The 12,325-nt window shown below is 67.2% G+C and carries 19 protein-coding genes; 8 read left to right on the top strand and 11 right to left on the bottom strand.

From position 1 onward, the window contains the following. Positions 1 to 74: 74 nt before the first annotated feature. The 5 genes from hisF to hisB form a co-directional block, all read right to left on the bottom strand. Complete coding sequence (gene hisF / locus P1X14_RS00610; protein ID WP_277313356.1) at positions 75 to 833, bottom strand: imidazole glycerol phosphate synthase subunit HisF; 759 nt, start codon at positions 831 to 833, stop codon at positions 75 to 77. Between the two features lie 100 nt (positions 834 to 933). Beyond that, entirely contained in the window at positions 934 to 1,677 is a 744-nt protein-coding gene (gene hisA / locus P1X14_RS00605; RefSeq protein WP_277313355.1) for a 1-(5-phosphoribosyl)-5-[(5-phosphoribosylamino)methylideneamino]imidazole-4-carboxamide isomerase, read from the bottom strand. Beyond that, positions 1,665 to 2,267: an imidazole glycerol phosphate synthase subunit HisH gene (gene hisH, locus P1X14_RS00600; protein ID WP_277313354.1), complete on the bottom strand. Its 603-nt coding sequence runs from the start codon at positions 2,265 to 2,267 to the stop codon at positions 1,665 to 1,667. The genes hisA and hisH overlap by 13 nt, the downstream gene beginning before the upstream one ends. Beyond that, positions 2,264 to 2,536: a YciI family protein gene (locus tag P1X14_RS00595; RefSeq protein WP_277313353.1), complete on the bottom strand. Its 273-nt coding sequence runs from the start codon at positions 2,534 to 2,536 to the stop codon at positions 2,264 to 2,266. The genes hisH and P1X14_RS00595 overlap by 4 nt, the downstream gene beginning before the upstream one ends. Beyond that, on the bottom strand, positions 2,533 to 3,120 hold the full coding sequence (gene hisB, locus P1X14_RS00590; protein WP_277313352.1) for an imidazoleglycerol-phosphate dehydratase HisB: 588 nt from the start codon (positions 3,118 to 3,120) through the stop codon (positions 2,533 to 2,535). Before hisB ends, P1X14_RS00595 begins: the two co-directional genes overlap by 4 nt. A gap of 112 nt (positions 3,121 to 3,232) precedes the next feature. Here hisB and P1X14_RS00585 point away from each other — a divergent pair, with 112 nt between their 5' ends. The 8 genes from P1X14_RS00585 to P1X14_RS00550 all read left to right on the top strand — a co-directional run bounded on the left by P1X14_RS00585 (position 3,233) and on the right by P1X14_RS00550 (position 8,694). Then, positions 3,233 to 3,715 (top strand): ClpXP protease specificity-enhancing factor SspB, encoded by a 483-nt coding sequence (locus P1X14_RS00585; protein WP_277313351.1) that lies wholly within the window; start codon positions 3,233 to 3,235, stop codon positions 3,713 to 3,715. A gap of 101 nt (positions 3,716 to 3,816) precedes the next feature. Further along, positions 3,817 to 4,740, top strand: coding sequence for an aminotransferase class IV (locus P1X14_RS00580; protein ID WP_277313350.1), 924 nt, complete (start codon positions 3,817 to 3,819; stop codon positions 4,738 to 4,740). After that, the gene (locus P1X14_RS00575) at positions 4,737 to 5,468 is read left to right on the top strand and encodes an HAD family hydrolase (protein WP_277313349.1); all 732 of its coding nucleotides are present in this window, start codon (positions 4,737 to 4,739) and stop codon (positions 5,466 to 5,468) included. Before P1X14_RS00580 ends, P1X14_RS00575 begins: the two co-directional genes overlap by 4 nt. 77 nt (positions 5,469 to 5,545) lie before the next feature. Next, positions 5,546 to 6,937 (top strand): class II fumarate hydratase, encoded by a 1,392-nt coding sequence (fumC, locus tag P1X14_RS00570; RefSeq protein ID WP_277313348.1) that lies wholly within the window; start codon positions 5,546 to 5,548, stop codon positions 6,935 to 6,937. A gap of 54 nt (positions 6,938 to 6,991) precedes the next feature. Further along, positions 6,992 to 7,207 carry a hypothetical protein gene (locus P1X14_RS00565; protein WP_277313347.1) on the top strand — a complete coding sequence of 72 codons (216 nt, stop codon included), beginning with the start codon at positions 6,992 to 6,994 and terminating at the stop codon, positions 7,205 to 7,207. Continuing rightward, a complete protein-coding gene (locus tag P1X14_RS00560) occupies positions 7,204 to 7,404 on the top strand; it encodes a hypothetical protein (protein WP_277313346.1) in 201 nt (66 codons plus the stop codon). The genes P1X14_RS00565 and P1X14_RS00560 overlap by 4 nt, the downstream gene beginning before the upstream one ends. Before the next feature lie 47 nt (positions 7,405 to 7,451). Continuing rightward, a complete protein-coding gene (gene gmk, locus P1X14_RS00555; protein ID WP_277313345.1) occupies positions 7,452 to 8,099 on the top strand; it encodes a guanylate kinase in 648 nt (215 codons plus the stop codon). Positions 8,100 to 8,121: 22 nt separating this feature from the next. Further along, entirely contained in the window at positions 8,122 to 8,694 is a 573-nt protein-coding gene (locus P1X14_RS00550) for a hypothetical protein (protein ID WP_277313344.1), read from the top strand. Here P1X14_RS00550 and P1X14_RS00545 read toward each other — a convergent pair. From P1X14_RS00545 to crcB, 6 genes are read right to left on the bottom strand one after another with little or no spacing between them, the layout of a single operon-like run. After that, positions 8,686 to 9,363: an ATP12 family protein gene (locus P1X14_RS00545; protein WP_277313343.1), complete on the bottom strand. Its 678-nt coding sequence runs from the start codon at positions 9,361 to 9,363 to the stop codon at positions 8,686 to 8,688. The two genes, P1X14_RS00550 and P1X14_RS00545, sit on opposite strands and share 9 nt — an antisense overlap. Continuing rightward, complete coding sequence (locus P1X14_RS00540) at positions 9,360 to 9,581, bottom strand: hypothetical protein (protein WP_277313342.1); 222 nt, start codon at positions 9,579 to 9,581, stop codon at positions 9,360 to 9,362. Before P1X14_RS00540 ends, P1X14_RS00545 begins: the two co-directional genes overlap by 4 nt. Then, complete coding sequence (locus tag P1X14_RS00535) at positions 9,578 to 10,237, bottom strand: HAD-IA family hydrolase (RefSeq protein ID WP_277313341.1); 660 nt, start codon at positions 10,235 to 10,237, stop codon at positions 9,578 to 9,580. The genes P1X14_RS00540 and P1X14_RS00535 overlap by 4 nt, the downstream gene beginning before the upstream one ends. Further along, a complete protein-coding gene (locus tag P1X14_RS00530; RefSeq protein WP_277313340.1) occupies positions 10,234 to 10,836 on the bottom strand; it encodes an FMN-binding negative transcriptional regulator in 603 nt (200 codons plus the stop codon). Before P1X14_RS00530 ends, P1X14_RS00535 begins: the two co-directional genes overlap by 4 nt. Then, positions 10,836 to 11,951, bottom strand: coding sequence for an RluA family pseudouridine synthase (locus P1X14_RS00525; protein ID WP_277313339.1), 1,116 nt, complete (start codon positions 11,949 to 11,951; stop codon positions 10,836 to 10,838). The genes P1X14_RS00530 and P1X14_RS00525 overlap by 1 nt, the downstream gene beginning before the upstream one ends. After that, positions 11,948 to 12,322, bottom strand: a complete 375-nt coding sequence (gene crcB / locus P1X14_RS00520; RefSeq protein WP_277313338.1) for a fluoride efflux transporter CrcB — start codon at positions 12,320 to 12,322, stop codon at positions 11,948 to 11,950. Before crcB ends, P1X14_RS00525 begins: the two co-directional genes overlap by 4 nt. Between the last annotated feature and the right edge of the window lie 3 nt (positions 12,323 to 12,325).

Below are 12,325 nucleotides of genomic sequence, written 5' to 3'. Positions count from 1 at the left end.
GTGCTCCGGCGAAGGCCGGAGCGCTGGAGAGAAAATGAGTGGCCGCCAACGCTCCGGCCTTCGCCGGAGCACAGTTATGCGCGAACGGGAATCCCCGCGGCGGCCAGCGCGGCATGCGCGTCGGCGATGCTCGCTTCGCCGAAATGGAAGATCGAGGCGGCCAGCACGGCGCTGGCATGGCCGTCGCGGATGCCCTCGACGAGATGCTGGAGGTTGCCCACGCCGCCCGAGGCCACGACCGGCACCGTTACCTGATCGGCGATGGTGCGGATCAGATCGAGGTCATAGCCGTCGCGGGTGCCATCGCGGTCCATCGAGGTGACGAGGATCTCGCCCGCGCCGAGCCGGGCGAGGTTCAGCGCATGCTCGACCGCGTCGATGCCGGTGGCGCGGCGGCCGCCATGGGTGAAGACTTCCCAGCGGTCTCCGCTGCGCCGCGCGTCGACCGAAGCGACGACGCACTGGCTGCCCATGCGGTCGGCGATCTCGGCGACGACATCGGGGCGGGAAACCGCGGCGGAATTGACCGCGACCTTGTCCGCGCCGGCCAGCAGCAGCGCGCGGGCGTCGTCCACGCTGCGCACGCCGCCGCCGACGGTGAGCGGCATGAAGCAGACTTCGGCGGTACGGCGGACGACATCGACGATCGTGTCGCGCCCCTCATGGCTGGCGCCGATATCGAGGAAGCAGAGTTCGTCGGCACCCGCCGCGTCATAGGCGCGGGCCTGCTCGACCGGATCGCCCGCGTCGATCAGATCGACGAAGTTGACGCCCTTGACCACGCGGCCATTCGACACGTCGAGACAGGGGATGACGCGTGCGCGTACGGTCATTCGATAGACCCGTCACCCCAGCGAAGGCTGGGGTCTCTCACGTCGGGCTGTGCGCTTGCCGCACGAGACCCCAGCTTTCGCTGGGGTGACGAAAATGGAGTCACGCCGCCGCCTCCAGCGCCTCGGCCAGCCCCAGCCGTCCGTCATATAGCGCGCGGCCGGTGATGACGCCTTCGATGCCGTCGGCGACATGGGGGCGGAGCAGTTCGATGTCGCGCACATCGGTCACGCCGCCGCTGGCGATGACGGGGATCGATACCGCGCGGGCCAGTGCCACCGTCGCTTCGACGTTGCAGCCCTTGAGCAGGCCGTCGCGGCCGACATCGGTGAAGAGCAAAGCGGCCACGCCCGCATCCTCGAAGCGGCGGGCCAGTTCGACCACGCTCACGTCCGACACATCGGCCCAGCCGCGCGTTGCCACCATGCCGTCGCGGGCGTCGACCGCGACCACGATCCGGCCCGGATGTTCGCGCGCGGCTTCGCGGACCAGCTCGGGGTTTTCCAGCGCGGCGGTGCCGATCACCACGCGCTCGACGCCCAGATCGAGCCAATGCTCGACCGATTCGCGCGAGCGGATGCCACCGCCCAACTGGACCTTGCCCGCGAAGGCCTGAAGGATCCCGGCCACCGCCGCGCCATTGACCGATTCGCCCGCGAAGGCGCCGTCGAGATCGACGACATGGAGATGGCTGGCTCCCGCGGCGAGGAACGCCGCGGCCTGCGCGGCGGGATCGTCGCCATAGACGGTCGCGCGATCCATATCGCCCTCGGCCAGCCGCACCACCTGTCCGCCCTTCAGATCGATGGCGGGGAAGATGATCAGGCCAGAATCTACGGACGCCATGCGAGGAACCTTTCCATCAGCGCGATGCCGTAGCGCTGGCTCTTTTCGGGGTGGAACTGGACGCCGGCGAGGTTGTCGCGGCCGATCGCGGCGGTGACGGTGCCGCCATGTTCGGTGGTGGCCAGCACATGCTCGCCTTCAAAGGCGAAGCTGTGGAGGAAATAGGCTTCGCCGCGCTCGATCAGCGGGTGATCGGCGACAGGGATCACGTCGTTCCAGCCCATATGCGGCACGCGGATGCCGGGGGCGGGCCGGATCGCGCGGACGGTGCCGGGAATCCAGCCAAGCCCCCGATGCACGCCCAGTTCCTCGCCGGTATCGGCCATCAGTTGCATGCCCACGCACACGCCGAGAAACGGCACACCGTCGCTGCGCACCCGCCGGTCGAGCGCCTCGACCATGCCCGCGATCCCGCGCAGCCCGCTGGCGCAGGCGCCGAACGCACCGACGCCGGGCAGCACGACGCGATCCGCGCGCAGCACTGCGGCCGGATTGGCCGTCACATCGATATCGGAAGCGCCCGCCGCCTTCAGCGCATTATGGACCGAATGGAGATTGCCCGCGCCATAATCGATCAGCGCGATGCTCACGGCAGCAGCTGTTCCAGTCCCTCGGCGGCCATGCTCGGGGTGAACTCGACGAAGCTGGGGGTGGCGACACCGCCGGTCACGAACGGATCGTTCGCGGCCCATGCCTCGACTTCGGCGCGGGTGCCGTTGGCGATCAGTACGCCGCCGGTCTCGGGCTGGCGGCCCGCGGTGACGAGGCGGCCGCTGGCCAGCGCCTCCTTCAGCCACGCGACATGCGCCGGGCGGTGCGGCGTGACGTCGCCGGTATAGGTCAGCAGGACGATGATCACAGCACACCCTTGGTGCTGGGGATCGCATCGGCCTTGCGCGGATCGATCTCCACCGCTTCGCGCAGCGCACGGGCGAGGCCCTTGAACGCGCTTTCGGCGATGTGGTGGTTGTTCGATCCGTACAAAGTCTCGACATGCAGCGTGATGCCCGCCGCCTGCGCGAACGAATGGAACCAATGCTCGAACATCTCGGTATCCATCTCGCCCAGCTTCTTCTGGCTGAACTCGGTCTTGAACACGAGGTAAGGCCGCCCCGAAATGTCGATCGCGACCCGGGTCAGCGTCTCGTCCATCGGCGAGAGGGCGTCGGCGTAACGGCGGATGCCGCGCTTGTCGCCCAGCGCCTTGGCCACCGCCTCGCCGATGGCGATGCCGGTATCCTCGACCGTGTGATGCTGGTCGATATGCAGGTCGCCCACCGTCTTCACGTCCAGATCGATCAGCGAATGGCGGCTGAGCTGTTCGAGCATATGGTCGAAAAAGCCGATGCCGGTGGAGATCGTATAGGCGCCGGTCCCGTCCAGATTGACGGTCACGTCGATCGACGTCTCGCTGGTGTTGCGGCTGATCGTGGCGGTGCGCATGGCGCTCCCATAGCGCCCGCGCGCGTTCAGGCAAAATAGCGTTGCTTGGCCGGACGCAAGCTTGGGCGTTTGATCGGCTTGACCCATCGGCGCGAGCCGCTACCCAAGGGGCATGACCGGTACCGTGCCTGACAGTTTGATTCCCTATGACGAGATCGTGCAGGAGGCCCTGCGCGCAGTCGTCGGCCGCGTGCTGGGCACGGTGGCATCCAGCCAGGCGCTGCCCGGTGCGCATCATTTCTACATCACCTTCAAGACCCAGGTGCCTGGCGTCGAGATCCCGCAGCGGCTGATCGAGCGCTTTCCGGACGAGATGACCATCGTCCTGCAGCACAAATTCTGGGACCTGCGGGTGGATGACGAGCGCTTCTCGGTTGGGCTGACCTTCAATCAGGTCCCCGCGACGCTCAACATTCCCTTCTCCGCGATCACCGGCTTCCACGATCCGGCGGTGAATTTCGAACTGCGCTTCCAGGCGCAGGAAGGCCCGGACGAGCCCGAACCGCACGAGGAAGCCGAGAATGACGGCCCGACCGTGACGCCCGCGGACGACGGGTCGAACGTCGTGTCGGTGGATTTCAAGCGGAAGAAGTAATCCTTCGTTCGTCATCCCGGCGAAAGCTGGGATCTCGGGCGGCTGCAGTGCTCCACCTCGCAAGATCCCAGCCTTCGCTGGGATGACGGAAAAGGCTGAAGATGCCCGGCAGCCAGGATTTCGCCCCCGATCCGCGTAACGCCAATCTGCTCGTCCATCTGAACGGTGCGCTGGTGCCGACCGAAGCCGCGAAGGTCTCGATCTTCGACGCGGGCTTCGGGATGGGCGATGGCGTGTGGGAAGGGCTGCGGCTCCACAAGCGCGCGTTGTTGTTCCTCGATGCGCATCTCGACCGGCTCTATGCCGGGGCCGAGGCAATCAGGATCGATATCGGGCTGACCCGCGATCAGATGCGCGGCGCGCTGCGCGAATTGCTCGAGGCCAACGGCATGACCGATGGCGGGCATTTGCGGCTGATGGTCACACGGGGGCTGAAGGCGACGATCAATCAGGATCCGCGCAATGCGCTGGGCCGGGCGACCGTCGCGATCACCGCCGAGTACAAGACCAAGCCGCCCTTGCCCGGCGGCGGTCTAGCGCTGCGCAGCGTGACCACGCGGACCTCGCGTGCGGACACGTTCGACATGCGGCTCAATTCGCACAGTCGGCTGAACCTGATCCGCGCGCTGATCGAGGCGATCGATCTGGACCCGGAGGCAGACGAGGCGCTGATGCTCGATCCGCACGGGCAGGTCGCAAGCTGCAACGCGACCAATTTCTTCTGGGTGCGCGAGGGCCGGGTGGAGACTTCGACCGGCGCCTATTGCTTCAACGGCGTGACCCGCGCGAACGTGATCGCGGCGTGCCGTGCGGGCGCCGCGCCGATCCTCGAATGCAGTGTGCCGCTGCGCCATGTGATGGCTGCCGAGGAGGCCTTCGTCACCGGCACGATGGGCGGGATCACGCCGGTGCGCTCGATCGACGGGGTGCCGATGATGCAGGTGAATGGCCCGGTAACGCAGCGGATCGCTGCGGCCTATGATGCGATGAAGGATGCCGACGCAGCGGAGAACCCGTTCGTATGACGATCAAGATCGCCATGTGGAGCGGCCCGCGCAACATCTCGACCGCGATGATGCGCAGCTTCGAGAATCGCGACGACAGCGAAGTCAGCGACGAACCCTTCTACGCCGCCTTTCTCGCGAAGACCGGCGCGCAGCATCCGATGTTCGAGGAAGTGCTGGCGTCGCAGCCGAACGACTGGCGCGATGTCGCCGCGGCGATGGCGGGGCCGGCGCCGGGCGGCAGTCCGGTCTGGTACCAGAAGCAGATGTGCCACCATATGCTGCCCGAATTCGGGCTGGAGTGGATGGCGGGTTGCACCAACGCTTTCCTGATCCGGCCGCCCGAACAGGTGCTGGCGTCGTATCTCGCCAAGCGCACGGTGGTGACGCTCGACGATATCGGGGTGGTCCGCCAGAACGAGATATTCGACCTTGTATGCGATCGCACCGGCAGCGTGCCGCCGGTGATCGAGGGCAGCGATGTGCTGGCCGACCCGCGTGCTGCCCTGTCCGGGCTTTGCGCGGCGCTGGGCATCCCGTTCTCGGAGAAGATGTTGAGCTGGCCCGCGGGACGGCGTGCTTCGGACGGGGTCTGGGCGCCTGCATGGTATGATGCGGTGGAGCGATCGACGGGCTTCAATCCGCCTGCCCGGTTCGCGACGTTCGACGATCTGCCCGATACGCTGAAGCCCGTCGCCGAGGCGGCGCGGCCCTATTACGAGCGGATGGCCCAACACAAACTTGCTTGATCCCGCGCCGGTGCGCGGCCAAGGGAGCGGCCAAATCTGCCGTTGCCCCCAATCTGCTTCTGAAAATGGAGACGCATGTGACCAGCACCCGCACCGAAACCGATTCGATCGGCGCGATCGAAGTTCCCGCGGATTGCTATTGGGGCGCGCAGACCCAGCGCTCCATCGAGAATTTCCCGTTCGGCTCGCAGGAGCGGATGCCGCTGGGCATCGTGCACGCACAGGCCATCGTAAAGCAGGCCGCGGCGCGGGTGAACCGCAAGCATGGCATGGACGCCAAGATCGCCGACGCGATCGAGAGCGCGGCGCAGGAGATCGTCGCGGGCACGCTGGACGATCAGTTTCCGCTGGTGATCTGGCAGACCGGCAGCGGAACCCAGACCAACATGAACGTCAACGAAGTGATCGCCGGTCGCGCGAATTTCGTGCTGGCGGGCACCAAGGGCGGCAAGTCGCCGGTGCACCCGAACGACCACGTGAACATGAGCCAGTCGTCGAACGACAGCTTCCCGACCGCGCTGCACGTCGCGGCGGTGGTCGCGACATACAAGACGCTGATCCCCGCGCTCGATCAGCTGACTGCCTCGCTGGTCGCCAAGGCTGAGGCATGGGATCACATCATCAAGATCGGCCGCACCCATACGCAGGACGCGACTCCGCTGACGCTGGGGCAGGAATTCGGCGGCTATGCGGCGCAGCTGATCAGCGCCAAGGCGCGGATCGAGGGCGCGCTGAACGGCAATCTCCGCAAGCTGGCCATCGGCGGCACCGCGGTCGGCACCGGGCTGAATGCGCCGGAGGGCTGGGCCGAGGATATGTCGGCGGCGATCAGCGACATCGCCGGCCAGCAGTTCGAACCGGCGCCGAACAAGTTCGAGCAGCTCGCGGCAAAGGACGGTCTGGTCTTCTTCTCGGGCGCGCTCAGCACGCTGGCGGTGGCGCTCAACAAGATCGCCAACGATATCCGCTTCCTCGGTTCGGGCCCGCGTTCGGGCCTGGGCGAGCTGTCGCTGCCCGCGAACGAGCCGGGCAGCTCGATCATGCCGGGCAAGGTGAACCCCACCCAGTGCGAATCGCTGACGATGGTCGCGGCGCAGGTGATCGGCAACAACCAGGCGGTGACCGTGGGCGGCATGCAGGGCCATTTCGAGCTCAACGTGTTCATGCCGCTGATCGGCGCGAACGTGCTGCGCTCGATCGACCTGCTGTCGATCGGCATGGTCAGCTTCGCCGAGCGCTGCGTCGACGGGATCGAGGCGAACGAGGCGCAGATCAAGGATCTGGTCGATCGCTCGCTGATGCTGGTGACCGCGCTGGCGCCCGCGATCGGATACGACAATTCGGCCAAGATCGCGAAATATGCGCACGAGAAGGGCCAGACGCTGAAGGAAGCGGGCCTCGAGCTGGGCCTGGTCGATGAAGCGACTTTCGACCAGTATGTCCGCCCTGAGACGATGATCGGCCGGTAAGGAACTTCCGTGCCTCTCCCGCGCTTGAGGGGAAAGCTTCAGCGGGAGACGTACATGATCGGCAAGGCAATCGCGGGCTGGATCGGCCACAGCATCGACCGGCGGGACGGCGAGGGCGGGACCCTTGGCGCCATCACCGGTGTCGCGGTGTACGAGACGGGCAAGCGCGTGCTGCCCGCCGCGATCCTGATCGGCGGCGGCGTGCTGTTGGCCCGCTATCTTCGCAAGCGCCTTGGTGGCGAGGAGGCGTTGCCGGAGCCGGCCGAGTGATCGGCAAGCTCCTCGCCGCCTTTATCGGCAACCGGATCGACCGCCGCGACGGCAAGGGCGGCCTGAAGGGTGCGATCATGGGTGTCGCGATCGAGCGGATCGTGCGGCGGCTGGGTCCGGTCGGCTGGCTGCTGGTGGGAATCGTGATGCTGTGGCGGCTGATTTTCGGCCGCCGGCGCCGAACTCGCTATCGTTGAGGCCGACTCGGCTTGACGTGCGCCCGACTCATCCGTCACTAGCGCCCATGGCCGAACACCCCGAAGATCCGCACGGTTTCAATCGCAGAGGCGTGTTGTTCGTCCTGTCCTCGCCCTCGGGCGCGGGGAAATCGACCATCGCGCGCAAGCTGCTTGCCGCCGATGACGGTCTCGACATGTCGGTGTCCTACACCACCCGGACGATCCGCCCGGGCGAGAAGGATGGTGTCGATTATCACTTCACCGATACCGACACGTTCAAGGCGATGGTCGAGAATCGCGAGTTCCTGGAATGGGCGCATGTGTTCGACCAGCGCTACGGCACGCCCAAGGCCCCGGTCGAGGCGATGCTGCGCGCGGGCCGCGACGTGTTGTTCGACATCGACTGGCAGGGTGCGCAGCAGTTGTTCCAGCTGATGGGCGGCGACGTGGTACGGGTGTTCATCCTGCCGCCGTCGATGAAGATCCTGCACGAGCGGCTGACCAATCGCGGCACCGATTCGACCGAAGTGATCGATCGCCGCATGTCGCGCGCCAATGCCGAGGTCAGCCACTGGGATGGCTATGACTATGTGCTGGTCAACGACGATGTCGAGCAATGCTATGATTGCGTCCACACCATCCTGAAGGCCGAGCGGCTGAAGCGCTCCCGCCAGACGGGGTTGATCGGATTCATCCGCGGGTTGAATAAGTAACCTCCTGAATGGGGAGGTTCCAATGCCCAGACTGATACTCGGTGGCGTGCTCGGCGGCGTCGCGATGTGGCTCGTTGGCTTCATCTTCTGGGGAACGCCCCTCAGCCTTATCGCGCTGTCGCAGACTGACGCAGCGACGACGGCGGCGCTTCATGCAGCCCTTGCCCAGCATCTCGGGCCGCTCGGCACCGGCGCCTATCCGGTGCCATGGCCGGGCACGCCGCAGGGCACCGCACTCTATGGCCAGGGGCCGACCGCAATGGTGCTGTTCAACACGCAGGGCTTTGCGAATCCCGACAGCGCGTCGCTGATCGGCGGGCTGATCCTCGGCATCGTCTGCGTGCTGCTGGCCGGGTTCGCGATGCGGATGGCCGCATCGACCCTGAGCTTCGCCGACCGGCTGAAGCTGGTGGCGATCATCGCGGTGGCGGTGACGGCCTATTCGGACCTGGGCCAGCCGATCTTCAACCACGCACCCTGGGGCTATTTCGTCTATCTGTGGATCAGCGACGTGGCGTCGTGGATCGCGGCAGGTGCGGTGCTGGCCTGGGCATTGCCCACGCCGGTTCCGGTCGCGGTGCCGGTCTCAGAGTAGCGAAAGGAACCGCGCGCCCGCGTCGAAATCGGCGCGGTGCGCGTCGCGGGCCTTGGTGGCGAGATCGTCCTCGCCCCACATTTCGGCCTGCCAGGCTTCATCGATCTGCGCGGCGGTCCACACCGCTTCCGCGTCCGCCGCGCCTTCGATCAGCGCGAGCGCCGCGACCAGCGATCCGCTTACGGTGACCACCGGCGACAGGCCCGCGAGCCGGAACGGATCGAGCGCGGCGACCGCTTCGCCCAGCCGCGCGATGGTGGCGTCGGGCTGCGCCTTGTGCATCACGCCCGCGACCGTCTCGAAATGCACGTCGTAGCGGCCCCGCGCCCAGTCGAGCAGCGGGTCCCATGCCGCTTCCTGCCGCGCGATCAACGGCTCGGGCAGTTCGGCGCGGTAATAGAGCAGGTCGCTCTCACCATAGGCGGCGAGGCCCGCGGCGAATGTCTCCCGCTCGGGTGCGATCCGGTCGATCGCGGCATTGGCAAGGCCGGTAAGCGGCATGGCGCGCGGATCGACCGTCTCGCCCACGTCGCGCCACTCCTGCGCGACCGCCTCGGCAAGTTGCGGCGTCGGCAGCACCAGCGGCGCGCGGCCGGGCGTGCGCACCGGGCGTCCGTCGAGGGCGATGCCGCCATTCTCGGCCGTTACCTCTTTCCAGAAACGTCTCATACCTCGGGCGGGGTCCGCCATTTTTGCGCCATCGCCTTGGGCACCACCGCCATCACGTAGAGCGCCGACAGCACGATCGCACCGCCAAGTGCCTGACCGTACCAGTCGGTCGAGCGGCCCGCGAGCACGAGGCCGAAAAAGGCCCCCGCCGCGCCGAGCAGGTTGACGCCGGTCATCATGTAATAGCGCTTGCGCGCCAGCGCCTCGTCTTCGGTCATAGAACCTCCAGATGCCGGGTGAGCGCGCTCGCATGATCAGCGATGCTGTGCGCGCCGGCCTCCATCAATTCATGGGGAGTGTGATAGCCCCATGCAACACCTAAAGCATGCGCGCCGGCCGCGCGGGCCATCGCCATGTCGAAGCTGGTGTCGCCGATCATCACGGTCGTCTCCGGCGCAGCGCCGGCTTCGGCCATGGCGAGTTCGAGCATCGCGGGATGCGGCTTGCTCGGGTGGCGGTCGGCGGTCTGGAGGGTGACGAAGCGGTGGGTGAGGCCGTGATGGGCGAGGATCAGCGCGAGGCCACGATCCGATTTGCCGGTGGCCACGCCGAGCAGCCAGCCCGTAGCGTCGAGCGTTTCGATCGCCTCGGCAATGCCGTCGTACAGCGGTTCGGGATCGAGGCCGCCATTATGGCGCATCGCGTGGAAGGCGCGCTTGTAATCCTCGGCCAGCACCTCGTGTAGCCGCGCGTCACCCTGTGGCAGCAGCCGGGCGATGGCGGGGACGAGGCTGAGGCCGACGATGCGGCGGATGTCGTTCCGCGACGGGGGATCGAGCTTCGCGGCGGCGAAGCATTCCTCCATCGCGCGGCAGATATTGGCCTGGCTGTCGACCAAAGTGCCGTCGCAATCGAAGACCGCGAGCCGGTTCATTCGGGGTTCCGCATCCAGTGGGCGAGGGCGCGGCGGCCCTGCGCCTCCAGCGCATCGGCGGCGGACAGGCGGGCGGCGTCGGGCTTGTTCTGGCCCAGCTTGCGGGTGCCGCGCCATGCCTGGATTTCCAGCCGGTAGCCGGTGATCGCGCCCAGCATCGCCTCGATCTTCTTCGGGTCGGACTTGGCGCGGGTCCATTCGGGCTTGGGCGCCAGCCGCGCTTCCTGTTCGGCGCTCAGCGCGTCGATCTGGGCGACCAGCGCGTCGCGATCCATCTTCACCATCCGGCCTTCCAGCTCGACGGTCACATAGTTCCAGGTCGGTACTTCGTCGGGACCGAGGTCATACCAGTCGGGGCTGACATAGGCGTCCGGCCCCTGCACCGCGAACAGCGCGGTCGCGCCATCCAGATGCCGGGCGATCCCGTTGCCGCGGGCGATGTGCAGGCCCAGCGTATCGTCGTCGAGCCATACCACCGGCACATGCGCGACGCGCGGCCCATCGGGTGTCGCGGCGAACAGCGCGCCGAAGCCTGCCGCCCGCACGAACTCGCGGATCGCGTCGCGGTCTTCCCAGCGGAACTTGGGGTTGGGGTGCATCAGCGCTTCGAGGGTGCGCCGCTACCCCGGCCGCGCCGCTCGCCGCGCCGTTCCTTGCGGATCGTCTTGGCATGCGCCTTGGCCTTGGCCTTGAGCTGCTCGCGGCTGGGCGGCGGGGGGCCGTCGTCCATCGCCATCGCGTTGCCCAGCGACAGATCGAAGCCGAGTGTCTTCATCGATTCGGCGAAATGGCTCGGCAGATCGGCGGTGACATCGAGATTGCCGCCATCGGGATGCTCGATGCGGATGCGCCGCGCATGCAGGTGCATCTTGCGGCTGATCCCGCCGGTGAGGAACGCGTCCTGAAGCCCGTATTTGCCGTCGCCGACGATGGGGTGGCCGATCGCGGCGAGATGGACGCGCAGCTGATGGGTGCGGCCGGTGAAGGGCTGCAGCTCCAGCCATGCGGTGCGGCTGCCGGCCTGCTCGACCATCCGGTAGCGGGTGCGCGCGGGCGAGCCTTCCTTCATATCGACATGCATCTTCTCGCCACCGGTGCCTGGCTGCTTGGCGATCGGCAGGTCGATGATGCCGTCCTCGATCTCGGGCACGCCGACGACCAGCGCCCAATAGACCTTTTTGGCGGTGCGGGTGGCGAAGTTCTTGGCAAAGAAGCCGGCGGCGCGCGACGAGCGGGCCAGCACCAGCGCGCCCGACGTATCCTTGTCGAGCCGGTGGACCAGCTTGGGCCGGCCCTCTGCTTCATACTGGAGCGCGTCGAGCAGGCCGTCGACATGTTCGGTCGTGCCGGTGCCACCCTGCGTGGCGAGGCCCGGCGGCTTGTTGATCACGATTGCCGAGGCGTCCTTGTGGATCACCATGTCCTGAGCGAACTCGATCTGCTCGGGCGTGAGTGGCACGCGGGGACGCTCGCGCTTCGGCGGGGTCGCGGTGGTCGCCTTGACCGGTTCGGCCGGGGGTACACGGATCACTTGTCCGGCCGAGATGCGGTCGCCCGGCGTGGCGCGCGCGCCGTCGACGCGCAGCTGGCCGGTGCGCGCCCAGCGCGAGACGGTGTTGAAATTGGCGTCGGGCAGATGCCGCTTGAACCAGCGGTCCAGCCGGATGTCGTCATCGTCCGCACCGACGGTGAACTGGCGAACGTCGTTGCTCATGCGATTGCCCTTGTAAGCGACAGGCCCAGCGCCAGCGCCGCGACCGATCCGATCACCGAGACCAGCGCATAGCCGATCGCCGCGATCCAGTCGCCGCGCTCGATCATGCCGAACATGTCGAGCGAGAAGGCCGAAAAAGTGGTGAAGCCCCCCAGTACGCCGACGCCCAGCAGCATCCGCCACGGCTCACTCGCCTCGAACTTCGCGAGATATCCGACCAGCACGCCCATCAGCAGCCCGCCGATCAGGTTCACTGCCAGCGTGCCATAGGGATAGCCCGGCCCGAACCATGCGAGTGTCGCACGGCCGGTCAGATGCCGCGCCGCGGCGCCGATGGCGCCGCCGAGCATGACGAGAAGAAGATGGGGCATGCC

The organism is Sphingomonas sp. AOB5, from assembly GCF_029433115.1.
GTDB lineage: Bacteria > Pseudomonadota > Alphaproteobacteria > Sphingomonadales > Sphingomonadaceae > Sphingomonas.
Note: the sequence above shows the minus strand (reverse complement) of the source record. Positions and strands in the feature narration are given on the sequence as shown.